The sequence below is a fragment of the unidentified bacterial endosymbiont genome (genome assembly GCF_918797525.1).
Taxonomy (GTDB): Bacteria; Pseudomonadota; Gammaproteobacteria; order Enterobacterales; family Enterobacteriaceae; genus Enterobacter.
Map to the genome: position 1 here is coordinate 54,246 of NZ_OU963893.1, position 26,693 is coordinate 80,938.

Annotated in this window: 19 protein-coding genes and 3 rRNA genes; 8 read left to right on the forward strand and 14 right to left on the reverse strand. The window is 52.5% G+C overall.

Annotation, left to right across the window (positions count from 1 at the left end):
- Positions 1-12: 12 nt before the first annotated feature.
- The gene (gene typA / locus NL510_RS00295; protein WP_253380675.1) at positions 13-1,836 is read right to left on the reverse strand and encodes a ribosome-dependent GTPase TypA; all 1,824 of its coding nucleotides are present in this window, start codon (positions 1,834-1,836) and stop codon (positions 13-15) included.
- Positions 1,837-2,223: 387 nt separating this feature from the next.
- On the opposite strand from typA, the gene glnA reads away from it, so the two are divergent.
- The 3 genes from glnA (at position 2,224) to glnG (ending at position 6,291) form a co-directional block, all read left to right on the forward strand.
- Positions 2,224-3,633, forward strand: coding sequence for a glutamate--ammonia ligase (glnA, locus tag NL510_RS00300; RefSeq protein ID WP_253380677.1), 1,410 nt, complete (start codon positions 2,224-2,226; stop codon positions 3,631-3,633).
- Between the two features lie 184 nt (positions 3,634-3,817).
- Positions 3,818-4,867: a nitrogen regulation protein NR(II) gene (glnL, locus tag NL510_RS00305; RefSeq protein WP_253380682.1), complete on the forward strand. Its 1,050-nt coding sequence runs from the start codon at positions 3,818-3,820 to the stop codon at positions 4,865-4,867.
- Between the two features lie 11 nt (positions 4,868-4,878).
- A complete protein-coding gene (glnG, locus tag NL510_RS00310) occupies positions 4,879-6,291 on the forward strand; it encodes a nitrogen regulation protein NR(I) (RefSeq protein ID WP_253380684.1) in 1,413 nt (470 codons plus the stop codon).
- A gap of 42 nt (positions 6,292-6,333) precedes the next feature.
- Here the strand turns inward: glnG and hemN are convergent, their stop codons facing one another.
- Together hemN and yihI are read right to left on the reverse strand one after the other, a co-directional pair.
- The gene (gene hemN, locus NL510_RS00315; protein WP_253380685.1) at positions 6,334-7,707 is read right to left on the reverse strand and encodes an oxygen-independent coproporphyrinogen III oxidase; all 1,374 of its coding nucleotides are present in this window, start codon (positions 7,705-7,707) and stop codon (positions 6,334-6,336) included.
- A 188-nt stretch (positions 7,708-7,895) separates the two neighbouring features.
- Positions 7,896-8,411, reverse strand: coding sequence for a Der GTPase-activating protein YihI (gene yihI, locus NL510_RS00320; RefSeq protein WP_253380687.1), 516 nt, complete (start codon positions 8,409-8,411; stop codon positions 7,896-7,898).
- A 578-nt stretch (positions 8,412-8,989) separates the two neighbouring features.
- Here yihI and yihA point away from each other — a divergent pair.
- Positions 8,990-9,619: a ribosome biogenesis GTP-binding protein YihA/YsxC gene (yihA, locus tag NL510_RS00325; RefSeq protein ID WP_253380689.1), complete on the forward strand. Its 630-nt coding sequence runs from the start codon at positions 8,990-8,992 to the stop codon at positions 9,617-9,619.
- Between the two features lie 96 nt (positions 9,620-9,715).
- Here yihA and spfP read toward each other — a convergent pair whose 3' ends face one another.
- From spfP to NL510_RS00345, 5 genes are all read right to left on the reverse strand, one after another.
- Positions 9,716-9,763: a small protein SpfP gene (gene spfP / locus NL510_RS23145; protein ID WP_071892919.1), complete on the reverse strand. Its 48-nt coding sequence runs from the start codon at positions 9,761-9,763 to the stop codon at positions 9,716-9,718.
- A gap of 166 nt (positions 9,764-9,929) precedes the next feature.
- Positions 9,930-12,722: a DNA polymerase I gene (gene polA, locus NL510_RS00330; RefSeq protein ID WP_253380691.1), complete on the reverse strand. Its 2,793-nt coding sequence runs from the start codon at positions 12,720-12,722 to the stop codon at positions 9,930-9,932.
- Positions 12,723-13,139: 417 nt separating this feature from the next.
- The gene (dsbA, locus tag NL510_RS00335) at positions 13,140-13,763 is read right to left on the reverse strand and encodes a thiol:disulfide interchange protein DsbA (RefSeq protein WP_253380693.1); all 624 of its coding nucleotides are present in this window, start codon (positions 13,761-13,763) and stop codon (positions 13,140-13,142) included.
- A gap of 27 nt (positions 13,764-13,790) precedes the next feature.
- Positions 13,791-14,777 carry a serine/threonine protein kinase gene (locus tag NL510_RS00340; protein ID WP_253380695.1) on the reverse strand — a complete coding sequence of 329 codons (987 nt, stop codon included), beginning with the start codon at positions 14,775-14,777 and terminating at the stop codon, positions 13,791-13,793.
- A 75-nt stretch (positions 14,778-14,852) separates the two neighbouring features.
- The gene (locus NL510_RS00345; RefSeq protein ID WP_253380697.1) at positions 14,853-15,122 is read right to left on the reverse strand and encodes a YihD family protein; all 270 of its coding nucleotides are present in this window, start codon (positions 15,120-15,122) and stop codon (positions 14,853-14,855) included.
- A gap of 68 nt (positions 15,123-15,190) precedes the next feature.
- Between NL510_RS00345 and mobA the strand changes: the two genes are divergently transcribed.
- Entirely contained in the window at positions 15,191-15,775 is a 585-nt protein-coding gene (mobA, locus tag NL510_RS00350) for a molybdenum cofactor guanylyltransferase MobA (protein ID WP_253380698.1), read from the forward strand.
- Complete coding sequence (gene mobB / locus NL510_RS00355) at positions 15,772-16,275, forward strand: molybdopterin-guanine dinucleotide biosynthesis protein MobB (protein WP_253380700.1); 504 nt, start codon at positions 15,772-15,774, stop codon at positions 16,273-16,275. The genes mobA and mobB overlap by 4 nt, the downstream gene beginning before the upstream one ends.
- A 69-nt stretch (positions 16,276-16,344) precedes the next feature.
- Here mobB and rrf read toward each other — a convergent pair.
- The 3 genes from rrf to NL510_RS00370 all read right to left on the reverse strand — a co-directional run bounded on the left by rrf (position 16,345) and on the right by NL510_RS00370 (position 21,168).
- Positions 16,345-16,460 (reverse strand): 5S ribosomal RNA (rrf, locus tag NL510_RS00360).
- A 62-nt stretch (positions 16,461-16,522) separates the two neighbouring features.
- Positions 16,523-19,429, reverse strand: a 23S ribosomal RNA gene (locus NL510_RS00365).
- 199 nt (positions 19,430-19,628) lie between these two features.
- Positions 19,629-21,168: ribosomal RNA gene (locus NL510_RS00370) — 16S ribosomal RNA — on the reverse strand.
- The 16S, 23S and 5S rRNA genes sit together here, the layout of an rRNA operon.
- A gap of 476 nt (positions 21,169-21,644) precedes the next feature.
- On the opposite strand from NL510_RS00370, the gene NL510_RS00375 reads away from it, so the two are divergent.
- Positions 21,645-22,352 (forward strand): FadR/GntR family transcriptional regulator, encoded by a 708-nt coding sequence (locus tag NL510_RS00375; protein ID WP_253380702.1) that lies wholly within the window; start codon positions 21,645-21,647, stop codon positions 22,350-22,352.
- A complete protein-coding gene (gene mdtD, locus NL510_RS00380; protein WP_253380704.1) occupies positions 22,349-23,782 on the forward strand; it encodes a multidrug transporter subunit MdtD in 1,434 nt (477 codons plus the stop codon). Before NL510_RS00375 ends, mdtD begins: the two co-directional genes overlap by 4 nt.
- Here the strand turns inward: mdtD and rbsR are convergent.
- The 3 genes from rbsR to rbsB form a co-directional block, all read right to left on the reverse strand.
- Positions 23,748-24,740: a ribose operon transcriptional repressor RbsR gene (gene rbsR / locus NL510_RS00385; protein WP_253380706.1), complete on the reverse strand. Its 993-nt coding sequence runs from the start codon at positions 24,738-24,740 to the stop codon at positions 23,748-23,750. The genes mdtD and rbsR overlap by 35 nt on opposite strands.
- Before the next feature lie 3 nt (positions 24,741-24,743).
- On the reverse strand, positions 24,744-25,673 hold the full coding sequence (gene rbsK, locus NL510_RS00390) for a ribokinase (protein ID WP_253384688.1): 930 nt from the start codon (positions 25,671-25,673) through the stop codon (positions 24,744-24,746).
- Between the two features lie 108 nt (positions 25,674-25,781).
- Positions 25,782-26,672, reverse strand: a complete 891-nt coding sequence (gene rbsB, locus NL510_RS00395) for a ribose ABC transporter substrate-binding protein RbsB (protein WP_253380708.1) — start codon at positions 26,670-26,672, stop codon at positions 25,782-25,784.
- Between the last annotated feature and the right edge of the window lie 21 nt (positions 26,673-26,693).

A 26,693-nucleotide genomic window follows, 5' to 3' on the forward strand; every position in this document is an offset into this window, starting at 1 on the left:
AAGAGACGTATATTAGTCTTCTTTCGGACCGCGCATAGCACGTTTACGGTCGTTTTCGGTCAGGTGACGTTTACGGATACGAATAGACTGTGGAGTCACTTCTACCAGTTCGTCATCATCGATGAATTCCAGAGCTTGCTCCAGGGTCATCTTGATCGGTGGAACCAGAACCGTTGCTTCGTCAGTACCGGACGCACGCATGTTGGTCAGTTTCTTACCGGTCAGGCAGTTTACCGTCAGGTCGTTAGAACGGCTGTGAATACCGATGATCTGGCCTTCGTAAACTTCTGCGCCGTGGCCCAGGAACAGTTTACCGCGGTCCTGCAGGCTGAACAGTGCGAACGCAACCGCTTTACCCTGACCGTTAGAGATCAGAACGCCGTTGTTACGCTGACCCACGTCGCCCGGACGAACGTCATCGTAATGACTGAAGGTAGAGTACAGCAGACCCGTACCAGACGTCATGGTCATGAACTCAGAACGGAAGCCGATCAGGCCACGGCTTGGGATCACGTAGTCGAGACGTACGCGGCCTTTGCCATCTGGATTCATGTTCTTCAGGTCGCCTTTACGCTCACCGAGAGCCTGCATCACAGAACCCTGGTGCTGCTCTTCAACGTCCAGCGTTACGTTTTCGAACGGCTCTTGTTTACGGCCGTCGATTTCGCGGAAGATAACTTTCGGACGGGAAACCGCCATTTCGAAACCTTCACGACGCATGTTTTCGATAAGAACAGACAGGTGCAGTTCACCACGACCAGACACGCGGAATGCATCTGCGTCCGGGGTTTCTTCAACGCGCAGCGCCACGTTGTGCACCAGCTCTTTGTTCAGGCGATCAAGGATCTGACGAGAGGTAACGAACTTACCTTCTTTGCCACAGAACGGAGAGGTGTTGACGTTGAAGAACATGGAAACGGTTGGTTCATCAACAGACAGGGCTGGCAGCGCTTCAACCGCCTGCGGATCGCAGATGGTGTCAGAGATGTTCAGCTCGCCCAGACCAGTGATGGCAATGATATCGCCAGCTTCAGCAATGTCGCTCTCGATACGCTCAAGGCCCAGGTGGGTCAGAACCTTACCAACTTTACCGTTGCGGGTTTTGCCTTCACTATCAATGATAGTGACCTGCTGGTTAGGCTTAACTTTACCGCGCTTGATACGACCAATGCCGATTACGCCAACATAGTTGTTGTAGTCGAGCTGAGAGATCTGCATCTGCAGGGTGCCGTCGAGATCAACGTTCGGCGCCGGTACACGGTCAACAATCGCCTGGTACAGCGGGGTCATGTCTTCAGCCATGTCTTCGTGGTCCAGACCTGCGATACCGTTCAGCGCAGAAGCATACACGATAGGGAAGTCCAGTTGTTCGTCGGTCGCGTCGAGGTTAACGAACAGGTCGAATACCTGGTCTACAACCCAATCAGGACGCGCGCCAGGGCGGTCAACTTTGTTGATAACAACGATTGGCTTCAAACCATGGGCAAATGCCTTTTTGGTCACGAAGCGCGTCTGCGGCATTGGGCCATCCATTGCGTCAACGACCAGCAGAACGGAGTCTACCATGGACATGACACGTTCAACTTCACCACCGAAGTCGGCGTGCCCTGGGGTATCAACGATGTTGATACGATAGTCATTCCATTTAATCGCGGTGTTTTTCGCGAGGATGGTAATCCCACGCTCTTTCTCCAAATCGTTGGAGTCCATCACGCGTTCTTGAGTTTCGGCACGAGAGTCGAACGTACCGGATTGCTGCAGCAGCTTATCAACCAGGGTAGTTTTACCATGGTCAACGTGCGCGATGATGGCGATGTTACGCAAATTTTCGATCACAACTTTGCCTCAGGCATTTAGAAATAGCGCGTTATTGTACACGGATTAATCGCACTACAAAACAGGATCACAAACATCTCCCGCAAACAAGTGTTGCCGGGATGCTTTGTGATCGCTTTCACGGAGCGGTAAAAGGGCACTTTAACGTAAATTGCACCAATATGGTGCTCAATGTTCACATTGAAGCACTATACTGGTGCAACATAACCACCGTGGTGCAGCCCTTTTGCACTATGCCGTGCATGATAACGCCTTTTGGGGGTGATTTAAAAGTTGGCACAGATTTCGCTTTACAAAAATACGGCAAAAATATGGCGCACGGCCAGGCCATAAAGAAATTGAAGACTTCGTTACCACGACGACAATGACTAATCTGGAGAGTTAAGTATGTCCGCTGAACACGTTTTGACGATGCTGAACGAACATGAAGTGAAGTTTGTTGATCTGCGCTTCACCGATACCAAAGGTAAAGAACAGCACGTCACGATCCCTGCTCATCAGGTAAACGCCGAATTCTTTGAAGAAGGCAAAATGTTTGACGGCTCCTCCATTGGCGGCTGGAAAGGCATTAACGAATCCGACATGGTTCTGATGCCGGACGCGACCACTGCGCTCATTGACCCGTTCTTCGAAGAACCTACGCTTATCATTCGTTGCGATATCCTCGAGCCTGGCACACTGCAGGGTTACGACCGTGACCCACGCTCTATCGCTAAACGCGCTGAAGAGTACCTGCGTTCTACCGGCATCGCAGATACTGTGCTGTTTGGGCCAGAGCCAGAGTTCTTCCTGTTCGACGACATCCGTTTTGGTGCTTCAATTTCTGGCTCTCACGTGGCTATCGATGATATCGAAGGCGCATGGAACTCCTCCACCAAATACGAAGGTGGCAACAAAGGCCACCGTCCTGGCGTGAAAGGCGGTTACTTCCCGGTTCCTCCGGTCGATTCTTCCCAGGACATCCGTTCTACTATGTGTCTGATCATGGAAGAGATGGGCCTGGTGGTTGAAGCACATCACCACGAAGTGGCGACTGCGGGTCAGAACGAAATCGCCACCCGCTTTAACACCATGACCAAAAAAGCGGATGAGATTCAGATCTACAAGTACGTTGTGCACAACGTTGCGCACCGTTTCGGTAAAACCGCGACCTTCATGCCAAAACCAATGTTTGGCGACAACGGTTCCGGTATGCACTGCCATATGTCTCTTTCCAAAAACGGGACCAACCTGTTCTCTGGCGACAAGTATGCGGGTCTGTCTGAACAGGCGCTGCACTACATCGGTGGTGTTATCAAGCATGCTAAAGCGATCAACGCCCTGGCCAACCCAACCACCAACTCCTATAAGCGTCTGGTCCCTGGCTACGAAGCCCCGGTTATGCTGGCGTACTCTGCCCGTAACCGTTCCGCGTCTATTCGTATCCCGGTGGTTGCGTCTCCGAAAGCGCGTCGTATCGAAGTGCGCTTCCCGGACCCAGCGGCTAACCCATACCTGTGCTTCGCAGCACTGCTGATGGCTGGCCTGGACGGTATCAAGAACAAGATCCACCCGGGCGAAGCGATGGACAAAAACCTGTACGATCTGCCGCCAGAAGAAGCGAAAGAGATCCCACAGGTTGCCGGTTCGCTGGAAGAAGCGCTGAACGCGCTGGATGCAGACCGTGAATTCCTGACTGCTGGCGGCGTGTTCACTGATGAAGCTATCGACGCGTACATCGCGCTGCGTACTGAAGAGAACGACCGCGTGCGTATGACGCCGCACCCGGTTGAATTCGAACTGTATTACAGTGTTTAAGTTTTAACGGGTTTCGCGCAACCTTTATGCGCGCCCCGCAAGCCGTTTTAGTTGTTGCCGTGGAAACTTTCAGCCCATCTCCGGATGGGCTTTTTTCTCCACCAACAGCCTGATCTCACGCGCTTTTACGTCTTAAAAGTTATACTGCACTAAATTAGTGCAACCCGATCCAGGAGACTGCTGAATGGCAACTGGCACGCTGCCCGATGCTGGGCAGATCCTCAATTCATTAATTAACAGTATATTGCTGGTAGACGACGAGCTGGCCGTGCATTACGCCAACCCGGCGGCGCAGCAACTGCTCGCCCAAAGCGCACGCAAACTGTTTGGTACTCCACTTCCGGAATTGTTGAGCTATTTTTCGCTGAATATTGGCCTGATGCAGGAGAGTTTGCAGGCGGGTCTGGGGTTTACCGATAACGAAGTGACGCTGGTCATCGACGGACGCTCGCATATTCTGTCGCTCACGGCACAACGGCTGCCCGAGGGGTTAATCCTGCTCGAAATGGCCCCGATGGATAACCAGCGTCGGCTTAGCCAGGAGCAACTCCAGCATGCGCAACAAATCGCTGCCCGGGACCTGGTGCGAGGCCTGGCGCATGAAATTAAAAACCCGCTGGGCGGATTACGCGGGGCGGCACAGCTGTTAACCAAAGCGCTGCCCGACCCTGCGCTGGCAGAATACACCAACGTCATTATTGAGCAGGCCGATCGCCTGCGTAACCTGGTCGACCGTCTGCTCGGGCCGCAACAGCCAGGGATGCATATTTCAGAAAGTATTCATAAAGTGGCTGAGCGAGTGGTGAAGCTTGTTTCCATGGAGCTACCGGACAACGTTACGCTGGTGCGTGATTATGACCCCAGCCTGCCGGAACTGGCGCACGACCCCGATCAGATTGAACAGGTTCTGCTGAACATCGTGCGCAATGCCTTACAGGCGTTAGGTCCTGAAGGAGGTGAGATCATTCTGCGTACCCGTACCGCCTTCCAGCTCACGCTGCACGGCGTGCGCTATCGTCTGGCGGCACGTATCGATATCGAAGATAACGGGCCGGGTATTCCGTCACATTTACAGGACACTCTGTTCTACCCCATGGTCAGCGGCCGCGAAGGCGGGACCGGGCTGGGGTTATCCATTGCACGCAGTTTACTTGATCAACACTCTGGCAAAATTGAATTTACCAGTTGGCCGGGACATACCGAGTTTTCGGTTTTCCTGCCGATTAAAAAATAAAGGTGACGTTTATGCAACGAGGGATAGTCTGGGTAGTCGATGACGATAGCTCCATCCGTTGGGTGCTTGAACGCGCACTCTCTGGAGCGGGATTGAGCTGCACGACATTTGAGAGCGGCAGCGAAGTGCTGGATGCTCTCACCACGAAAACGCCGGATGTCCTGCTTTCGGACATCCGCATGCCGGGGATGGACGGGCTGGCGCTCTTAAAGCAGATCAAACAGCGTCACCCTATGCTTCCGGTCATCATAATGACTGCGCATTCAGACCTTGATGCCGCCGTAAGCGCTTACCAGCAAGGCGCATTCGATTACCTACCTAAGCCGTTTGACATTGATGAAGCGGTCGCGCTGGTTGAGCGTGCCATTAGCCACTATCAGGAACAGCAGCAGCCCCGCAATATTCCTGATTTTGGCCCTACGACGGATATTATTGGCGAAGCACCCGCCATGCAGGATGTGTTTCGCATCATCGGCCGCCTTTCGCGTTCGTCCATCAGCGTACTGATCAATGGCGAGTCGGGCACCGGTAAAGAGCTGGTCGCTCACGCCCTACATCGCCACAGCCCGCGGTCAAAAGCCCCGTTTATCGCGCTGAATATGGCGGCGATCCCGAAGGATTTGATCGAGTCTGAGCTGTTCGGCCACGAAAAAGGAGCTTTTACGGGCGCGAATACGATCCGTCAGGGTCGCTTTGAACAGGCTGATGGCGGCACGCTGTTCCTGGACGAAATCGGCGATATGCCGCTGGATGTCCAGACCCGCCTGCTGCGCGTGCTGGCAGACGGTCAGTTTTACCGCGTAGGCGGTTATGCGCCGGTAAAAGTGGATGTGCGCATTATTGCCGCAACGCACCAGAACCTGGAGCTACGCGTACAGGAGGGGAAATTCCGTGAGGATTTATTTCATCGCCTGAATGTTATCCGCGTTCATCTTCCGCCGCTGCGGGAACGCCGGGAAGATATCCCACGGCTGGCGCGTCACTTCCTGCAGGTGGCAGCGCGTGAACTGGGTGTGGAAGCCAAACAGCTGCATCCGGAAACCGATGCTGCACTCACCCGCCTGGCGTGGCCGGGTAACGTACGCCAACTGGAAAATACCTGTCGCTGGCTTACCGTCATGGCTGCCGGGCAGGAAGTGCTGATCCAGGATTTACCGGCGGAACTGTTTGAAGCCACAGCGCCAGACAGCAACGCCGGGCATGCTCTGCCGGACAACTGGGCCACGCTTTTGGCGCAATGGGCCGATCGCGCGCTGCGTTCCGGTCATCAAAATTTACTTTCTGAAGCTCAGCCCGAGATGGAACGCACGCTGTTAACCACCGCGCTTCGTCATACCCAGGGCCACAAACAGGAAGCCGCCCGACTGCTGGGATGGGGACGTAATACCCTGACTCGCAAGCTGAAAGAGTTGGGCATGGAGTGAGTTTATTGGCCCGGTAAGCGCTAGCGCCACCGGGCAACACGGTTAAATGACGCGCGAGAACTGCTGCAGGCGCGCCTTCTGGCGAAGGTAGGCGTCAAAGCACATGCAGATATTACGGATCAGCAGACGTCCTTTCGGCGTCACCTCTATCGCACTCTGTGTGACATCCACCAGCCCATCGTTGGCCAGCGGCGCAAGCAGCTTCAGGTCTTCAGCAAAATAGTCGCTAAATTGCAGGCCCCATTGCGCTTGAACAGCGCCGAAATCCAGACGGAAGTTGCAGATAAGCGCCTTAATCACATCACGACGTATGCAGTCGTCGCGAGTTAAAGCGATGCCGCGCCAAAGGGCATTACCGCTCTTATCTACCTGCTGGTAATACTGCTTTAATTCTTTCTGGTTTTGCGCATAACAATCGCCAAGCATACTGATGGCGGAAACGCCCATTCCCAGCAGATCGGTATCGCCCTGGGTAGTGTACCCCTGAAAATTGCGGTGTAGCCCCCCTTCGCGTTGGGCAACAGCCAGTTCATCGTCCGGACGAGCGAAATGGTCCATACCAATAAACTGATAGCCCGACTCCGTCAAAGAGGTGATGGTCTCCTGCAGGATATCCAGCTTCTGCTGCGCAGAAGGTAGATCGGCATGTTTAATTTTGCGCTGGGCGGCAAACAGCGTCGGCAGATGAGCATAGTTAAAAACGCTCAGACGGTCCGGGTTAAGCTCGGCCACGCGGTTCAACGTGTAGGCGAAACTCTCCGGCGTCTGTTTAGGCAGCCCGTAAATCAGGTCGATATTGGTCGAAATGAAGCCAATTTCACGCGCATGGTGGAGTAAGGCGAAGATAAAAGCTTCGTCCTGCTCGCGGTTCACCAGGCGCTGCACCTCTTTGTTAAAGTCCTGCACGCCCATGCTCAGGCGATTGAATCCTTCAGAACGTAAGTGATCCAGTACATCCAGCTCAATTTCACGCGGATCGACTTCGATCGAGATTTCGGCGTGGTGGTTAAAATTAAAGTTACCGCGCAGCAGCGTCATTAAGCGGCTAATCTGGGCTTTATTCAGATAGGTTGGCGTACCGCCTCCCCAGTGAAGCTGGCTGACGTGACGCCCCTTAAACAGCGGCGCGCGATGCAAAACCTCTTGTTCGAGCGCATCAAGGTAGCTATCGGCTTTATGCTGCTGGCGGGTGACGATTTTATTGCACCCACAGAAGTAGCAGAGCTTGTGGCAGAACGGGATATGGACGTAGAGCGACAGCGGGCGCTCAGGGTAGCGCGCAACAGCCTGCTGGAATTGCGCCTCGCCGAAAGCATCAGAGAACTCTAGCGCGGTGGGGTATGAGGTGTAACGCGGCCCGGAATAGTTATATTTCTGGATTAGGGCCAAATCCCAGTCAATAGATGGTACAGACATGCTCACTCCTTCCGTTGGTGTCGCGTTCGTTTACGGCGGCCCGTTCTGGCCCCACAGCGGGCCATCATTCGGGTGCGCAGCCACTTCTGTCGCCGCGACAACCGCCGTAGTTTAACGAATAACCACACCAGATAACATACAACCGGAAGGGTTATAAGCAGGACGAGCGTGCCTGCCGGGTGCAAATGTTAGTTTCCACCCTTCAGAAGACGCATCATATCTTCCTGCTTTTCGTCATCTTCTTCGTCTTCATCATCGTCGTAAGACAGGCCCAGCTTCTGCATCAACTCATCGATACGATCCAGTTTGGCATCAACCCATGACTGCTCTTCAGTGGTCAGATCCTCGCCCTCTTCAAGACGTTCCAGCAGCGCATCCAGGCGCTCATCGTTCTCCAGCAAATCAAGCTCAGCCTGCGGTGAAAGCATAGGTTTCTCGCTCTTAGGTTTGTGCTGCTTAATGACCGGGGCGTCAGTTACGCCCAGTGGAATAGGCGTTTTACTGCCGATACGGGGATCGTTCTGCGCCTTACCTTTTGCAGAAGAGCCTACTGGATTGCTACCGCTTGCACGGCTACCCGCAGCATGACCACGATGCTTTTTGTCGCGTTTGCGATCGCGTGCTTCCTGGTTCAGTTCTTCGCGCGTTTTGCGGCGTGCTTTTGCTGGACGTTTTGCGCCCGCTGCTGAGGTCAGTTTTTTCATGATGTTTTGTCTTTAGCCGTTTTCTTCAGTATAGAATTGCGGCGAAATCTAGCAGAAAGCAAGCTAAGAAAAAAGGCGACAGAGCAATCTGTCGCCTTTTTCCTGACTCTCAACCCTTGGCGGGCCATACATTCCGTGTTTGCCAGCAACAAACCCTGTTTATCCCTTGGCTAATACCGTCCGTGATACGGTTCCATTTCCTGATAAAACGCCTCCTGGCGCTGGTCATCCTGACAATCCTGCGTCTTCGCCTCCTGGCGCTCCTGACCCTTATCCCTAAGTCGTTATCCTCGTGGCATCCTCGCCTTGACGCACACTTTACCTTGTTCCGTTAAACTAACAAGCAACGAAAGAGTACAAAAACAGCTTTTAAGATTATCACCCAAAAATAACCGGATGATTTAAAAGATTTTTCTTTTTTTTATGCCTACGATTTCTCTTAAATGTCCCATAGTGCAAATAGTCGATCTCTTACATTTTCCAGGGTTTTAGCTTACAGGTAGAGTGCAATGAGCAAAGGCCTTTTGTCCGCATTCAGGTATAATCCTCCGCAGATTACGATTTTTGGAGACGACCACGTGACTACCTGGAATTACCAACAGACGCATTTTGTCACCAGTGCGCCCGATATTCGCCACTTACCTTCTGATACCGGTATCGAAGTCGCCTTTGCTGGCCGCTCCAACGCGGGAAAATCCAGCGCCCTGAATACGCTGACTAATCAGAAGAACCTGGCGCGTACCTCAAAAACACCAGGCCGTACTCAGCTGATTAACCTGTTTGAAGTGGCAGACGGCAAACGCCTGGTCGATTTACCGGGATACGGTTTTGCACAGGTACCGGAAGAGATGAAGATCAAGTGGCAGCGTGCACTGGGTGAATACCTGGAAAAACGCTTGTGCCTGAAAGGTCTGGTGGTGCTGATGGATATTCGCCACCCGCTAAAAGATCTTGATCAGCAGATGATCGACTGGGCTGTGGCGAGCGATATTGCGGTGCTGGTTCTGCTGACTAAAGCAGACAAGCTGGCAAGCGGCGCGCGTAAAGCGCAGGTGAATAGAGTTCGTGAAGCGGTACTGGCCTTTAACGGTGATGTGCAGGTTGAGCCATTCTCTTCGCTGAAAAAACAGGGCGTGGATAAGCTGCGCCAGAAGCTTGATACCTGGTTTAACGAGCTGGAACCCGCGACAGTAGCGGAAGTAGAGTAAATCGAGCGCGGCAAGGTCCGCGTTTTTAATACTCCACATTTTCTTTGCCGCAATAAAAAACGCCCCAGTCATTACTGACTGGGGCGGCTAAAATATTCAGCCAAATCCGATTACGTGAAGTAAAAGGTCTGAAAGATAGAACATCTTACCTCTGTACCCTACGCCGCTAACTCTACCCCTTTTTAATCTATAGACAAAGCACTTTTTGTAGTTTTTTTTCATTCTTTACATAGGGAATTCTAATGATCGTCACAAAACGCATGCCGTTATGTTGCTAACTTTCATAAAACGCGCGTTATAGGCTGAACCCTTAGTGAGCCTGATCCCAGTTTTCACCACTGCCCACCTCCACCAGCAGCGGCACGTCGAGTTTCATGCTGCTTTCCATCAGTTCGTGGATCGTCTGAGACACCGCTTCCAGATCGTCTTTGTGCACTTCGAACACCAGTTCATCGTGTACTTGCATGATCATTTTCACGCGCGGTCTCTCTTTTTCCAGCCAGGCATCCACGGCGATCATCGCGCGTTTAATGATATCTGCCGCGGTTCCCTGCATCGGTGCGTTGATTGCCGCGCGTTCTGCCCCCGCGCGCCGCGCCGCGTTGCTGGATTTGATATCCGGTAGATAGAGACGACGCCCATCCAGCGTTTCAACGTAGCCTTTCTCCTTCGCCTGCGCACGCGTGCGTTCCATATATTCCATTACGCCCGGATAACGTTCGAAATAAAGATCCATATACTTCTGGGACTCTTTACGCGGAATATTGAGCTGCCGCGACAGACCAAATGCGCTCATGCCATAAATAAGCCCGAAGTTGATTGCTTTCGCACTACGGCGTTGTTCGTTGGTCACGCTATCCAGAGGCAAGCCAAATACTTCGGCAGCCGTCGCACGGTGAATATCTTTCCCTTCGGCAAATGCCGTAAGCAGGCCTTTATCACGTGAGAGGTGCGCCATAATGCGCAACTCAATTTGCGAGTAGTCCGCAGATACAATCAGATAATCGTCTGGCGCGATAAAAGCCTGACGGATACGACGACCTTCTTCGTTACGCACCGGAATATTCTGCAGGTTCGGATCGGTCGACGAGAGACGCCCGGTTGCCGCGACAGCCTGATGATACGAGGTGTGCACACGGCCCGTTTTGGGGTTGATCATCAGCGGCAGCTTATCGGTATATGTCGATTTAAGCTTCGCCAGGCCTCGATATTGCAGAATAACTTTTGGCAGCGGATAATCAAGAGCCAGCTCTTCCAGCACCTCTTCAGACGTTGACGGTGCGCCGCCCGGGGTTTTCTTCAGTGGCTTGATCCCCTGCTTTTCAAACAGAATGGTCTGCAGCTGTTTTGGAGAGGAGAGGTTAAACGCCTCACCGGCAAGTTCATGGGCTTTTTGCTCAAGTTCGGTCAGGCGCTGTGCGAGCTCACCGGAGTGATTGTGCAGAACTGTGGGGTCGATTTTCACGCCGTTGCGCTCAATGCGAGAAAGCACAGGCACCAGCGGCATCTCAATATTCTGGAACACGTTGAGTGGACCTTCTTGCTTCTGCAGTTTTGGCCACATCTTCAGGTGCAGTTGCAGAGTCACGTCGGCATCTTCTGCCGCATAGCGACCCGCCTCTTCCAGGGCAATCTGATTAAAGGTCAGCTGATTTTTGCCTTTCCCGGCAATCTCTTCAAAGGTAATGGTTTTATGCTTCAGCCAGCGTTCAGATAAGGAGTCCATATCATGACGGCCTGCCACGCTGTCCAGAATGTAGGATTCCAGCATGGTGTCGAAGGCAATACCGCGCAGCTCAATGCCATAGTTTTGCAAAATACCGCGATCGAATTTTAGATTTTGCCCAACCTTCAGCGCCTTATCGTCTTCGAGAATCGGCTTTAGCAGCTTAAGCACGCGCTCGCGCGGGATCTGATCCGGTGCGTCCAGGTAATCGTGCGCCACAGGTACATACGCCGCGATACCCGGCTCTGTAGCAAACGACAGGCCGACCATATTGGCTGAGATGCTATCAAGGCTGTCGGTTTCCGTATCGAAGGCAAATACCGGCGCTTTTTTCAGTTTCTCTATCCAGGCAACCAGATGTGACTCTTCAAGAAGGGTTTCGTACTTGTCGAAGGTGAGCGTTATGGCCTCTTCCTCAGCCTGCTCTTCGGCATCTACTACGATCGTCTCATTCGGCTTCGCCGCAGGTTTAGCCCCCTTTGCCTGTAACCATTTGCCGTTTTCTACATCAGTTATCCAGCGTTTGAATTCGTATTGCTTAAACAGGCCCAGCAGAGAATCAGCTGAAGGGGGTTGTACGTCGAGCTGCTCACAGCCAAGCTCTAGCTCGACGTCGGTTTTGATCGTAGCCAGCTTATAGGAGAGATAAGCCACCTCTTTGTTCTCTTCAAGCTTACCTGCCATGGTTTTTGCACCGCGGAAGGTCAGCCCGGCGATTTTGTCAGATTCCGCATACAGCGTATCCAGCCCTCCCAGCCCCTGCAGCAGTGCCTGCGCGGTTTTCTCACCCACGCCCGGCACACCAGGGATGTTATCCGAAGAGTCACCCATTAATGCGAGGAAATCGATAATCAGCTCTGGCGGTACACCATATTTTGCAACCACCTCTTCTGGCCCCAAAATGGTATTGGTCATGGTGTTGATCAAGGTGATCCCCGGCGTCACCAGCTGCGCCATATCTTTATCGCCGGTACTGATCAGCACCGGGCGGCCCCGTTTTTCAGCTTCACGCGCCAGCGTACCAATGACGTCATCGGCCTCGACGCCAGAAACGGCCAGCAGCGGCAGACCCATCGCTTTCACCATGGCGTGCAGCGGTTCAATCTGCGCACGCAGATCGTCTGGCATGGGTGGACGGTGAGACTTGTAGTGTTCAAAGAGCTCATCGCGGAAGGTTTTACCTTTCGCATCAAAAACAACTGCCGCATGGGTTGGCTGATACTGGAGAATCAGGCTGCGCAGCATATTAAGCACGCCGTACATCGCGCCGGTGGGTTCTCCCGCGCTGTTGGTCAGAGGAGGAAACGCATGATACGCCCGATACAGGTAAGAAGAGCCGTCGACGAGAATAAGAGGGTTTTCTGGGATCTGAACCATAATGTCCGTGCCTTTAATCAGTTAATGGGTAAAGGATGCCACAGACGGATAAAAACATCAGGTTTTAGCGCCTGATACAGGAAAAGAATTTGCGATCGTCAGGATCGCTCGCAAAATAAAACTGTGGATAAGTTTGTGCATACTTTCACTTCATATCAATAAGAGACACTTTGACCTGATTTAAATCTTTAATTAATCATTTATTTTCAACAAGTTAAGTAAAGTATTTTGCTTGCATCATAAACTGCTGACAATTTAGTCTGTGTGGATATAAGCCACGCTTACTGAATTATCATAGACATAAAGGTTGCAGTAGAGTTTGAGACCGTCCACTCATCCGGTGAAAGCGCCCTCCTCTAAGATATATTGTGGTATAACAAAAACGCCGGTCAGTGACCGGCGTTCTTTCTGGTGAATTTATTTCTTCTCAACCAGGTATTTTACGGTGTCTGCATACTGCTGTACAAAGATATCCATGCTGCTGGTGTCCATCCCCTGCATGTTCAGCTGATATTTGCCATTAACATACATTGCCGGAACGCCCTGGAGCTGCAGGTCAGCAGCGGCTTTTTCCTGCTGTGCAACCAAAGATTTCACCACAAAGCTGTTCCATGCTGCATCGTACTCTTCGCCTTTCACACCGGCATCAACAAATACTTTACGGATGTCTGCAGTGGTCTGAACGGTCTGGGTTTTCTGCACGGCTTCAAACATTGGGGCGGTGATCTTATCTTCCACGCCCAGCGCAATTGCTACGGCCCACGCCTGAGTCAGGTCTTTGCCCAATGGACCCAGGAACTCAACGTGGTACTTTGTCATTTTAGTGCCTTCCGGCAGCTTTTTCTTCACGCTGTCAGAGACATGCAGCACTTGCTCGAACTCATAACAGTGCGGGCAATAGAACGAGAAGAACTCCAGAACCTGTGGCTCACCGGCCACTGGCTTATCAAGCGTGGTGTACTGCTTGCCATCGGTGAACTGAGCAGCAGAAGCGCTAAATGCCAGAATCATACCTGCCAGCGCCAGCCAAATTTTTTTCATGATCAACTTTCTCCTGGGTGTGTCCTATTAATACATCGGCGTTAATTGCAGGGGCGGCTCCTGAAGAACTTTAACCTGCTCGTTAAATGTGGATATCTGGTTGCGCCAGTAATCCTCCGCGGTAAGCCACGGGAAATTTCGGGGAAATGCTGGGTCAGCCCAACGCCTGATTAACCAGGCAAGATAATAAACAAAACGCATCGCACGTAAAGGTTCTATCAAGGCAATTTCGTCTGAATTAAAGGGACTATATTCTTCATATGCTTCAATAATAGTTTCAAGTTGCATGCGTTGCTCAGCTTTGTCGCCATTAAGCAACATCCAAAGATCCTGAACGGCTGGCCCCATCCGCGCATCATCGAGATCAACAAACAGTGGACCATCACGCCAAAGAATATTACCCGCATGGCAATCGCCGTGCAGACGCAGCGCGGAAATATCATCGTGCCAGCAGTTTTTTATCGCATCGATAAGTTTATCGGTCGCGTGGAGGAACTTATCCTTGAATCCAGCAGGGATAAGCGTTGAGGTTTCAAATACCTGACGAGGTCCAAAAAGATATTCCTGGATACCGATACTCGGGCGGGCAGTGAAGATTTTTTTACGTCCCGTTTGATGAATACGCCCCAGATAGCGGGCAACCCATTCCATTTGATCGATATTATCGGCTTCAAACTGTCGGCCACCCAGACTCGGAAATACAGCGTAGAAAAATCCTTCATGCTGCAGAAGCGTTTGGTTATTCAATTTTAGCGGCGCAGCAACGGGAACATCGTCATCCAGGAGATCGTGAGCAAACTGATGCTCTTCCTGAATCTGTTCTGCGGACCAGCGCTGCGGACGGTAAAATTTTACGACGAAGCGCTGTCGATCCTCATCCTGAAATTGATAAACGCGGTTTTCGTAGCTGTTTAAAGGGGTTAACCCGGAATCCACCCGAATACCCTGCTCGAACAGCGCATCCATAATGGTATCCGGGTGTAATGTCTGGAAAGTAAAAGCCTGGTCGTTCATCCGATCATCCGGAAATTATACGAATGATTCAGGATATCATCTTGTCGCGATTTCGGTGCCGCCGCTTACAAGGTTTTACTCTTTAATTACGCCACGCGCGCGCAGTAATGCGGTTTTAAAATCGTCTTCATAATCCTTCTGGATCCCAGGAATTACTGCATCTTTGGCAGATTCACGCATTTTTAGGTGATAGATCAGGATATCGTCAGAAAGGTCCGTCAGTTCACCATCAAAACCTGACTCTTTCGCCAGTTTCTGTAAAAATTGCATCAGATTCAGCTCTGGCTCTTTTTGCCAGGCTGGCTGGAGGAGTTCAATAACTTCATTGAGACGTTTACATTTCATGGTAGGGCTCCTTTCATTTAGAGAGACACGTTAGCAGGGTCAATCCCACAATAAAAGAGGCGATATTCTTGAATCAATGCCAGGAGATTATCGGCGTCGTTTTAGCCGGTGGCAGAGCAACGCGTATGGGAGGAAAAGATAAGGGCTTGCAGCTTCTGCGAGGCAAGCCCTTATGGTTGCATGTCGCCGATACGCTCAAAGGTCAGGTTACGACAATAACGGTCAGCGCCAATCGTCATATCGATATTTATAAGCGCAGTGGGTTCCCCGTTTATCAGGATAACCTCGCGGAATTTCCAGGGCCGCTGGCCGGAATGCTGTCGGTTATGCAGCAGTCACCAGGAGAGTGGTTTCTTTTTTGTTCATGCGATACGCCGTTTATTCCAGCATGCCTGGCTGAACGCCTGGTGCAGCAGCGCGGAGACGCCCCCGTCGCCTGGGTGCACGACGGCGAACGTGACCATCCTACGATCGCATTGATTCACAGATCGTTAGTCTCCTCGCTGAACGATTATCTGTCAGCAGGCGAGCGAAGGGTGATGGTGTTTATGCGCCAGTCAGGCGGCCATGCCATAGATTTTAGCGATCTTAAGACGGCATTTGTGAACGTGAATACCCTTGAAGATTTGCAGACGATACAGGAAAAAAAATGACGCCCATTCTGGCAATCTCTGCCTGGAGCGGTTCCGGGAAAACAACGCTGCTGAAAAAGTTGATACCTGCACTCTGTGCGAAAGGGATCCGCCCCGGCTTGATTAAGCATACCCACCACAATATGGATGTCGATAAACCCGGAAAAGATAGTTTTGAGCTACGTAAGGCCGGTGCGACACAAACAATAGTCGCCAGTCATCAGCGTTGGGCATTGATGACAGAGACGCCGGATGAAGCTCCTCTGGATCTCAGCTACCTGGTCAGCAGGATGGCTCATTCCACCCTTGACCTGGTGTTAGTTGAAGGGTTTAAGCATGAAGCTGTTGCAAAGATCCTGCTATTCAGAAGGGATGCCGGGCATGATGTCAGTGAGTTAACGTTTGATGAGTATGTGATTGCGGTGGCAAGTGATGTTGAGCTTAATCTGCAGGTTCCGGTATTTGATTTGAACAACGTTGATAAGATAGCGGATTTTATTGCAGGATGGTGTGCAAGTTGACCTGTCGGCCTGAAAAATGCAAAAGCAAAAAACCCCGCACCTTACGGTACGGGGTTCTTCTTTATTGATGCCTGGCAGTTCCCTACTCTCACATGGGGAGACCCCACACTACCATCGGCGCTACGGCGTTTCACTTCTGAGTTCGGCATGGGGTCAGGTGGGACCACCGCGCTACTGCCGCCAGGCAAATTCTTTATCTGTATCAGGCTGAAAATCTCTCTCTCCGCCAAAACAGCTTCGGCGTTGTAAGGTTAAGCCTCACGGTTCATTAGTATCGGTTAGCTCAACGTATCGCTACGCTTACACACCCGACCTATCAACGTCGTCGTCTTCAACGTTCCTTCAGGACTCTCAGAGAGTCAGGGAGAACTCATCTCGGGGCAAGTTTCGTGCTTAGATGCTTTCAGCACTTATCTTTTCCGCATTTAGCTACCGGGCAGTGCCATTGGCATGACAACCCGAACACCAGTGATGCGTCCACTCCGGTCCTCTCGTACTAGGAGCAGCCCCCCTCAATTCTCCAGCGCCCACGGCAGATAGGGACCGAACTGTCTCACGACGTTCTAAACCCAGCTCGCGTACCACTTTAAACGGCGAACAGCCGTACCCTTGGGACCTACTTCAGCCCCAGGATGTGATGAGCCGACATCGAGGTGCCAAACACCGCCGTCGATATGAACTCTTGGGCGGTATCAGCCTGTTATCCCCGGAGTACCTTTTATCCGTTGAGCGATGGCCCTTCCATTCAGAACCACCGGATCACTATGACCTGCTTTCGCACCTGCTCGCGCCGTCACGCTCGCAGTCAAGCCAGCTTATGCCATTGCACTAACCTCCTGATGTCCGACCAGGATTAGCTGACCTTCGTGCTCCTCCGTTACTCTTTGGGAGGAGACCGCCCCAGTCAAACTACCCACCAGACACTGTCCGCAACCCGGATTACGGGTCTACGTTAGAACACCAGCCATTAAAGGGTGGTATTTCAAGGATGGCTCCACGCAGACTGGCGTCCGCGCTTCAAAGCCTCCCACCTATCCTGCACATCAAGGACCAGTGTTCAGTGTCAAGCTATAGTAAAGGTTCACGGGGTCTTTCCGTCTTGCCGCGGGTACACTGCATCTTCACAGCGAGTTCAATTTCACTGAGTCTCGGGTGGAGACAGCCTGGCCATCATTACGCCATTCGTGCAGGTCGGAACTTACCCGACAAGGAATTTCGCTACCTTAGGACCGTTATAGTTACGGCCGCCGTTTACCGGGGCTTCGATCAGGAGCTTCGCCTTACAGCTAACCCCATCAATTAACCTTCCGGCACCGGGCAGGCGTCACACCGTATACGTCCACTTTCGTGTTTGCACAGTGCTGTGTTTTTAATAAACAGTTGCAGCCAGCTGGTATCTTCGACTGGCTTCAGCTCCGTGAGCAAGTCACTTCACCTACGCGCCAGCGTGCCTTCTCCCGAAGTTACGGCACCATTTTGCCTAGTTCCTTCACCCGAGTTCTCTCAAGCGCCTTGGTATTCTCTACCTGACCACCTGTGTCGGTTTGGGGTACGATTTCGTGTTACCTGATGCTTAGAGGCTTTTCCTGGAAGCAGGGCATTTGTTACTTCAGCACCGTAGTGCCTCGTCATCACACCTCAGCGTTAATAAGGTACCGGATTTACCTGGAACCTCCGCCTGCATGCTTAAACCGGGACAACCGTCGCCCGGCTAACATAGCCTTCTCCGTCCCCCCTTCGCAGTAACACCAAGTACAGGAATATTAACCTGTTTCCCATCGACTACGCCTTTCGGCCTCGCCTTAGGGGTCGACTCACCCTGCCCCGATTAACGTTGGACAGGAACCCTTGGTCTTCCGGCGAGCGGGCTTTTCACCCGCTTTATCGTTACTTATGTCAGCATTCGCACTTCTGATACCTCCAGCACCCCTCACAGGCCACCTTCAACGGCTTACAGAACGCTCCCCTACCCAACAACGCATACGCGTCGCTGCCGCAGCTTCGGTGCATGGTTTAGCCCCGTTACATCTTCCGCGCAGGCCGACTCGACCAGTGAGCTATTACGCTTTCTTTAAATGATGGCTGCTTCTAAGCCAACATCCTGGCTGTCTGGGCCTTCCCACATCGTTTCCCACTTAACCATGACTTTGGGACCTTAGCTGGCGGTCTGGGTTGTTTCCCTCTTCACGACGGACGTTAGCACCCGCCGTGTGTCTCCCGTGATAACATTCTTTGGTATTCGTAGTTTGCATCGGGTTGGTAAGCCGGGATGGCCCCCTAGCCGAAACAGTGCTCTACCCCCGAAGATGAGTTCACGAGGCGCTACCTAAATAGCTTTCGGGGAGAACCAGCTATCTCCCGGTTTGATTGGCCTTTCACCCCCAGCCACAGGTCATCCGCTAATTTTTCAACATTAGTCGGTTCGGTCCTCCAGTTAGTGTTACCCAACCTTCAACCTGCCCATGGCTAGATCACCGGGTTTCGGGTCTATACCCTGCAACTTAACGCCCGGTTAAGACTCGGTTTCCCTTCGGCTCCCCTATACGGTTAACCTTGCTACAGAATATAAGTCGCTGACCCATTATACAAAAGGTACGCAGTCACCCCATAAAGAGGCTCCCACTGCTTGTACGTACACGGTTTCAGGTTCTTTTTCACTCCCCTCGCCGGGGTTCTTTTCGCCTTTCCCTCACGGTACTGGTTCACTATCGGTCAGTCAGGAGTATTTAGCCTTGGAGGATGGTCCCCCCATATTCAGACAGGATACCACGTGTCCCGCCCTACTCTTCGAGTTCACAGCAAGTGTGCTTTCGTGTACGGGAGTATCACCCTGTACCCTGCGACTTTCCAGACGCTTCCACTAACACACAAGCTGATTCAGACTCCGGGCTGCTCCCCGTTCGCTCGCCGCTACTGGGGGAATCTCGGTTGATTTCTTTTCCTCGGGGTACTTAGATGTTTCAGTTCCCCCGGTTCGCTTCATTACGCTATGTATTCACATAATGATAGTGTGACGAATCACACTGGGTTTCCCCATTCGGACATCGCCGGGTCAAAGGTTCATATCACCTCGCCGGCGCTTATCGCAGATTAGCACGTCCTTCATCGCCTCTGACTGCCAGGGCATCCACCGTGTACGCTTAGTCGCTTAACCTCACAACCCGAAGCTGTTTCGCCTCTGATTGTGAAAATTTGAGAGACTTGAACACACCATTAGAGATGTGTCGTTTCAATTTTCAGCTTGATCCAGATTTTTAAAGAGCAAAACTTCTTAATGCACTCAAAAGTACATTCAGAAGTTCATCATTCATCAGACAATCTGTGTGAGCACTACAAAGGCAGGTTCTTTAAGGTAAGGAGGTGATCCAACCGCAGGTTCCCCTACGGTTACCTTGTTACGACTTCACCCCAGTCATGAATCACAAAGTGGTAAGCGCCCTCCCGAAGGTTAAGCTACCTACTTCTTTTGCAACCCACTCCCATGGTGTGACGGGCGGTGTGTACAAGGCCCGGGAACGTATTCACCGTAGCATTCTGATCCACGATTACTAGCGATTCCGACTTCATGGAGTCGAGTTGCAGACTCCAATCCGGACTACGACGCACTTTATGAGGTCCGCTTGCTCTCGCGAGGTCGCTTCTCTTTGTATGCGCCATTGTAGCACGTGTGTAGCCCTGGTCGTAAGGGCCATGATGACTTGACGTCATCCCCACCTTCCTCCAGTTTATCACTGGCAGTCTCCTTTGAGTTCCCGGCCTAACCGCTGGCAACAAAGGATAAGGGTTGCGCTCGTTGCGGGACTTAACCCAACATTTCACAACACGAGCTGACGACAGCCATGCAGCACCTGTCTCACAGTTCCCGAAGGCACTTCAGCATCTCTGCTGAATTCTGTGGATGTCAAGACCAGGTAAGGTTCTTCGCGTTGCATCGAATTAAACCACATGCTCCACCGCTTGTGCGGGCCCCCGTCAATTCATTTGAGTTTTAACCTTGCGGCCGTACTCCCCAGGCGGTCGACTTAACGCGTTAGCTCCGGAAGCCACGCCTCAAGGGCACAACCTCCAAGTCGACATCGTTTACGGCGTGGACTACCAGGGTATCTAATCCTGTTTGCTCCCCACGCTTTCGCACCTGAGCGTCAGTCTTTGTCCAGGGGGCCGCCTTCGCCACCGGTATTCCTCCAGATCTCTACGCATTTCACCGCTACACCTGGAATTCTACCCCCCTCTACAAGACTCTAGCCTGCCAGTTTCGAATGCAGTTCCCAGGTTGAGCCCGGGGATTTCACATCCGACTTGACAGACCGCCTGCGTGCGCTTTACGCCCAGTAATTCCGATTAACGCTTGCACCCTCCGTATTACCGCGGCTGCTGGCACGGAGTTAGCCGGTGCTTCTTCTGCGGGTAACGTCAATCGGTGAGCTTATTAAACTCACCGCCTTCCTCCCCGCTGAAAGTGCTTTACAACCCGAAGGCCTTCTTCACACACGCGGCATGGCTGCATCAGGCTTGCGCCCATTGTGCAATATTCCCCACTGCTGCCTCCCGTAGGAGTCTGGACCGTGTCTCAGTTCCAGTGTGGCTGGTCATCCTCTCAGACCAGCTAGGGATCGTCGCCTTGGTGAGCCTTTACCTCACCAACAAGCTAATCCCATCTGGGCACATCCGATGGCAAGAGGCCCGAAGGTCCCCCTCTTTGGTCTTGCGACGTTATGCGGTATTAGCTACCGTTTCCAGTAGTTATCCCCCTCCATCAGGCAGTTTCCCAGACATTACTCACCCGTCCGCCACTCGTCACCCGAGAGCAAGCTCTCTGTGCTACCGTTCGACTTGCATGTGTTAGGCCTGCCGCCAGCGTTCAATCTGAGCCATGATCAAACTCTTCAATTTAAGTTTGATGCTCGTGAATTAAACTTCGTAATGAATTACGTATGTTCACTCAGAGACTTGGTATTCATTTATTGTCCGAAGACATTAAGAATCCATGTCACTTTGAGTGCCCACACAGATTGTCTGATAAATTGTTAAAGAGCAGTGCCGCTTCGCTTTTTGCTGCGGCGCGGGGTGTGCATATTACGCTTTCCCGCTACAGAGTCAAGCGTTTATTTCGCTTTTCTCTGCGAGAGTTCATCGCTGAACCCCGCTAACCCGGCGGCCTGTAAGCCGTTGTTCCGTGTCAGTGGAGGCGCATTATAGGGAGTTATTCTGAAGTGACAAGCATAAAATACAAAAAAAATTCCATCCGTGTTTTTTTTCACCAATAGCGATGAAATCAAGCTACAAATTGTTCTATTTGATGTATTTGCAACCACAATCACACCCGAGATGGCATACTTACCCGCATGAATCATTGAGGAATACGAGCGATGCCCTTAAGCGCACAACAGCTGGCAGCACAAAAAAACCTATCTTACGTGCTGGCAGAAAAGCTGGCTCAGCAGATCCTGATGGGTAGATATGTCCCGGGCAGCATCTTACCGGGAGAAATGGAACTCGGTGAACAGTTTGGCGTTAGCCGCACTGCCGTTCGCGAAGCGGTAAAAACATTAACAGCAAAAGGAATGGTGCTGCCACGTCCCCGAATTGGTACGCGCGTAATGCCTCAGGCTAACTGGAATTTCCTCGATCAGGAACTCCTCTGCTGGTGGATGACCGAAGACAACTTCCATCAGGTTATCGACCACTTCCTGGTGATGCGCAGTAGCCTTGAACCTCAGGCATGCCTGCTTGCTGCCACGCTTGGCACTGCAGAACAGAAAGCGCAGCTCAACACCTTGATGGAAGAGATGGTGTTACTGAAAAAGCATTTCAACCGCGAACGCTGGATTGAGGTCGATATGGCCTGGCATGAGCACATCTATATGATGAGCGCCAATCCATTCCTTACCTCCTTTGCCTCTCTGTTCCATTCGGTGTACCACACTTACTTTACCTCTATTACTTATGATGAAGTGGTGAAGCTGGATCAGCACCAGGCGATTGTGGATGCTATCCAGGATAGCGACGGGCAGCGCGCCTTGAGTGCGTGCCAGGCATTGTTGGCCGCGCCTACCCACCAGCAGGTAACGCAATGACCAAAAAAAATGCGCACAGCATGGCCGGATTGCCATGGATTGCAGCAATGGCGTTTTTTATGCAGGCACTGGATGCCACTATCCTGAATACCGCACTCCCCGCCATTGCGCAAAGCCTAAACCGCTCCCCGCTGGCGATGCAGTCCGCTATCATCAGTTATACCCTCACGGTGGCGATGCTAATCCCCGTCAGCGGCTGGCTGGCCGATCGCTTCGGTACGCGTAGAATATTTATGCTGGCGGTAACGCTTTTCACGCTTGGCTCATTGGCCTGTGCACTTTCTGCATCATTAACGGAGCTGGTCGCCTTCCGTGTACTTCAGGGGATCGGCGGGGCGATGATGATGCCCGTGGCGCGCCTGGCATTATTGCGAGCCTATCCTCGAAGCGAACTGCTCCCGGTCCTGAACTTCGTCACCATGCCAGGCCTGGTCGGCCCGATTCTTGGCCCGGTACTCGGCGGGGTGTTTGTAACCTGGGCCAGCTGGCACTGGATTTTCCTGATCAATATTCCCATTGGCATAGCGGGGCTAGTTTACGCCCGTAAATATATGCCGAACTTCACCACGCCACGGCGCCGTTTCGACATGGGCGGTTTTTTGCTGTTTGGCCTGAGCCTGGTGCTGTTCTCCAGTGGTATGGAGTTATTCGGCGAGAAAATCGTGGCGACGTGGTTCGCGCTGTGCGTCATCTTTGGCGGTATTTTACTGTTCCTTCTCTATATACGTCATGCGCGCCGCCATCCGACTCCGCTTATTTCTCTGTCCCTGTTTAATACTCGCACCTTCTCGGTCGGCGTGGCGGGCAATATCGCTTCGCGTCTGGGCACCGGCTGTGTCCCTTTCCTGATGCCGTTGATGCTGCAGGTAGGTTTCGGTTACCCGGCGTTGATTGCAGGCTGCTTGATGGCGCCCACGGCAATGGGCTCGATTCTGGCAAAATCGACGGTCACACAGGTCTTACGCTGGTTTGGCTATAGAAAGACGCTGGTTGGCGTGACGGTCTTTATTGGGCTGATGATTGCCCAGTTCTCCCTGCAATCCGCCGCATTACCCGTCTGGATGCTTATTCTGCCGCTGTTTGTGCTGGGCATGGCAATGTCGACGCAGTTCACTTCCATGAATACCATCACTCTTGCGGACCTTACCGATGAAAATGCCAGTAGCGGCAACAGCGTGCTGGCGGTCACTCAACAGTTGTCGATAAGCCTGGGCGTTGCCGTGAGTGCGGCGGTGCTGCGGTTTTATGAAGGATTCGACGGCACAAATACCGTTGAGCAGTTTCACTATACCTTTATGACGATGGGCGCACTCACCGTGGTTTCGGCCCTGGTCTTTATGCTGTTAAAACCAAAAGATGGCCAAAACCTGATCAAGGAGCGCCATAAAGCAAAGGCTAAACCGACCCCCGCTCCATCAAAACAGGAGTAAGTTGCAGACGTTGCTGTTGCAGCGTGGGCTGCGCCATACGGTGGATCAGTACATCGATGGCCAGCTCACCCAACTCATCTTTCGGCTGATGGACAGTCGTAAGCGGCGGCGTCATGTAGCGCGCCAGTTCGATATCATCATAGCCAATCACCGCCATATCCTCAGGAACGCGCAGTCCAGCCTGATATAACGCCTGATAAGCTCCAAATGCCATCGCATCGTTACCAATAAATACCGCCTGCGGACGCGGCTCTTGCGCCAGCAACGTCTGCATCGCCTCGAAGCCGCCGCTAAATTCAAAATCGCCAGTAACACGATAGTTATCCGGAGCAGCGATCCCGGACCGGGCCATCGCACTGAGATAGCCTTCCAGGCGCAGACGCGCAGGTGTTTTATCCAACGGCCCGGTAATACAGGCGATGCGGGTATGGCCTTTATCAATCAGATGCTGAGTGGCCATATCACCCCCCAGCAGGGAGTTATCCTGAATCAGATCGCTGGTACCATCAAATGGCGCCCAGTCCATCATTACCGTAGGAATAGAGGGATAGCGCTGGATAATCTCTTTCGACGGCTGGTGCGTTTCAGTACACAACAACAGCAATCCGTCGACGCGCTTTTGCATCAGCGTTTCCAGGTTGCGATTCATCCGTTGCTCATCGCCTTCGGTGTTACACAACACCAGGCTATAACCACGCTCGAAGCAGCTGCGCTCAACCCCGCGTACCAGTTCAGAATAAAAAGGGTTGGTACTGGCCGTAATCAGCATGCCGATGGTGCGCGTCTGGTTGAGCTTGAGACTGCGCGCCAGCGCAGACGGCGCATAGTTGAGATCTTTAACTGCGGCTTCGACTTTTCCCCGAATCGCCTCGCTGACGAAGCGATCGTTATTGATGACGTGAGAGACGGTCGAAGTAGAAACACCCGCCATACGGGCGACATCTTTCATGGTGGCCAAGCGTTACCCCTGCTGACTTAGGAATTCATCTATCTCTTTACGCCATGGAACGGAAGGCTGAGCCCCTTTACGCGTAACCGCAATCGCGGCGGCGGCATGGGCAAAACGAATGGCGTTATCTATGCTTTCGCCTTCCAGCAATGCTGTCGCCAGCGCACCGTTGAAGGTATCCCCTGCTGCGATAGTATCAATCGCCTTAACTTTAAAGCCCGGCACGCGACGGCCATCACCTTTTACGCTAATCCAGACGCCACGGCTGCCGAGGGTGATAATCACGGTGTCGATGCCTTTTTCATGCAGCGCTTTTGCCGCACGGGCCGCATCGTCGTCATTTTCAACGCGGATGCCCGTCAGTTTTTCAGCTTCGGTTTCGTTTGGCGTAATGATATCCACCAGCGCCAGCAGCTCGTCTGATAATACACGGGCAGGCGCCGGATTAAGAACGACAGAGGTATGATTTTCATGGGCAATTTTCGCGGCAGCCAGCACGCTTTCCACCGGGGATTCCAGCTGCATCAGCAGTGCTTGCGCGTTCGCTATGATGTCGCGCTGCGCTTCAACCCGCTCAGTCGTCAACGCTGCGTTAGCGCCAGCGTGAATACCGATCACATTCTCACCTTCCGCATTGACGAAAATCAGCGCCACGCCGGTAGATTCGCCCGCCACCACGCTCACCGGGACAATATCGATATTATCGCAGGCCAGCTGTTTGCGTACACGCTCACCGGTATCGTCATCACCCGTACAGGCGATAAATGCGATTTTCGCCCCGCTGCGTCCCGCAGCAACGGCCTGGTTTGCGCCCTTACCGCCGAACGCCACCTGGTATTGATTGCCAGTGACGGTTTCGCCCGGTGCGGGGAATGAGTCAAGGTTGAGAATGTGATCGGCATTGATACTGCCAAGGACGACGAGGTTGCCTGCGGTTTTCATGTATGAGGTGTCCATCTGAGAGCGCCACCGGTGTTACCCGGTGGCGTATGCCACACTTTTCTTTTTTTAAGTGTCCCTCAGGCAGCCTGCGACTGCCTGAATCGCCTTTTACTGCTTGATGACCAGTTTCAGGTCTACCGGATATTTAGCCTGAACTTTCTGGCCTTTCAGCACTTTATCCGCAGTCTGTACGCCAGTCGCGCCAATCTGCTCGGGCAACTGAGCGATGGTCGCAGCCAGTTTGCCATCATTTACCGCTTTTTCACCATCTGGCGTACCGTCAAATCCGACAACCATCACATCAGATTTACCTGCAGTCTGCAGGGCACGCAGCGCGCCCAGCGCCATTTCGTCGTTCTGGGCGAATACCGCCTGGACGTCCGGGTGTGCGGTGAGCAGGTTCTGCATCACGTTCAGGCCTTTAGTACGGTCGAAATCTGCCGGCTGGCTGGCCAGTACGTTAAATTTATGCGCAGCAACCGCCTGCTGGAAGCCTTCACCACGTTCACGGGCAGCGGAAGTCCCGGCAATGCCCTGCAGTTCGATAACTTTCGCGCCTTCACCCGCTTTCTTAGCGATATAGTCACCGGCAATTTTACCGCCCAGCACGTTATCAGACGCAATATGACTCACAACCTCGCCTTTCGTTGCCTGACGATCCAGGGTTATCACCGGAATTTTCGCCTGATTTGCCATCTTAACGGCATTACCCACTGCGTCTGAATCGGTTGGGTTGATCAGCAGGATTTTGGTGCCACGAACGGTTAAGTCCTGAACGTTAGCCAGCTCTTTAGCCGGGTTATTCTGTGAGTCCAGAACCACCAGGTTATAGCCCAGTTTGTCCGCTTCTTTCTGCGCGCCATCCTTCAGGGAGACGAAGAACGGGTTGTTCAGCGTAGAGACCACCAACGCGATGGTGTCTTTAGCCATTGCGTTAGCACTCACGGTTGCGCTCAGCGCGACAGCAGAGACCAGGGTAGCCAGTTTTTTCATGTTCATATCTAAGATGTCCTGTAGTGT

Bases quoted from the DNA above. Each gene is read 5' to 3' on its own strand.
- glnL (WP_253380682.1), top strand. From the start codon at position 3,818: ATGGCAACTGGCACGCTGCCCGATGCTGGGCAGATCCTCAATTCATTA.
- polA (WP_253380691.1), bottom strand. From the start codon at position 12,722: ATGGTTCAGATCCCAGAAAACCCTCTTATTCTCGTCGACGGCTCTTCT.
- rbsK (WP_253384688.1), bottom strand. From the start codon at position 25,673: ATGAAAACCGCAGGCAACCTCGTCGTCCTTGGCAGTATCAATGCCGAT.
- glnA (WP_253380677.1), top strand. From the start codon at position 2,224: ATGTCCGCTGAACACGTTTTGACGATGCTGAACGAACATGAAGTGAAG.
- NL510_RS00345 (WP_253380697.1), bottom strand. From the start codon at position 15,122: ATGAAATGTAAACGTCTCAATGAAGTTATTGAACTCCTCCAGCCAGCC.
- NL510_RS00340 (WP_253380695.1), bottom strand. From the start codon at position 14,777: ATGAACGACCAGGCTTTTACTTTCCAGACATTACACCCGGATACCATT.
- dsbA (WP_253380693.1), bottom strand. From the start codon at position 13,763: ATGAAAAAAATTTGGCTGGCGCTGGCAGGTATGATTCTGGCATTTAGC.
- mobB (WP_253380700.1), top strand. From the start codon at position 15,772: ATGACGCCCATTCTGGCAATCTCTGCCTGGAGCGGTTCCGGGAAAACA.
- yihI (WP_253380687.1), bottom strand. From the start codon at position 8,411: ATGAAAAAACTGACCTCAGCAGCGGGCGCAAAACGTCCAGCAAAAGCA.
- mdtD (WP_253380704.1), top strand. From the start codon at position 22,349: ATGACCAAAAAAAATGCGCACAGCATGGCCGGATTGCCATGGATTGCA.
- hemN (WP_253380685.1), bottom strand. From the start codon at position 7,707: ATGTCTGTACCATCTATTGACTGGGATTTGGCCCTAATCCAGAAATAT.
- NL510_RS00375 (WP_253380702.1), top strand. From the start codon at position 21,645: ATGCCCTTAAGCGCACAACAGCTGGCAGCACAAAAAAACCTATCTTAC.
- glnG (WP_253380684.1), top strand. From the start codon at position 4,879: ATGCAACGAGGGATAGTCTGGGTAGTCGATGACGATAGCTCCATCCGT.
- rbsB (WP_253380708.1), bottom strand. From the start codon at position 26,672: ATGAACATGAAAAAACTGGCTACCCTGGTCTCTGCTGTCGCGCTGAGC.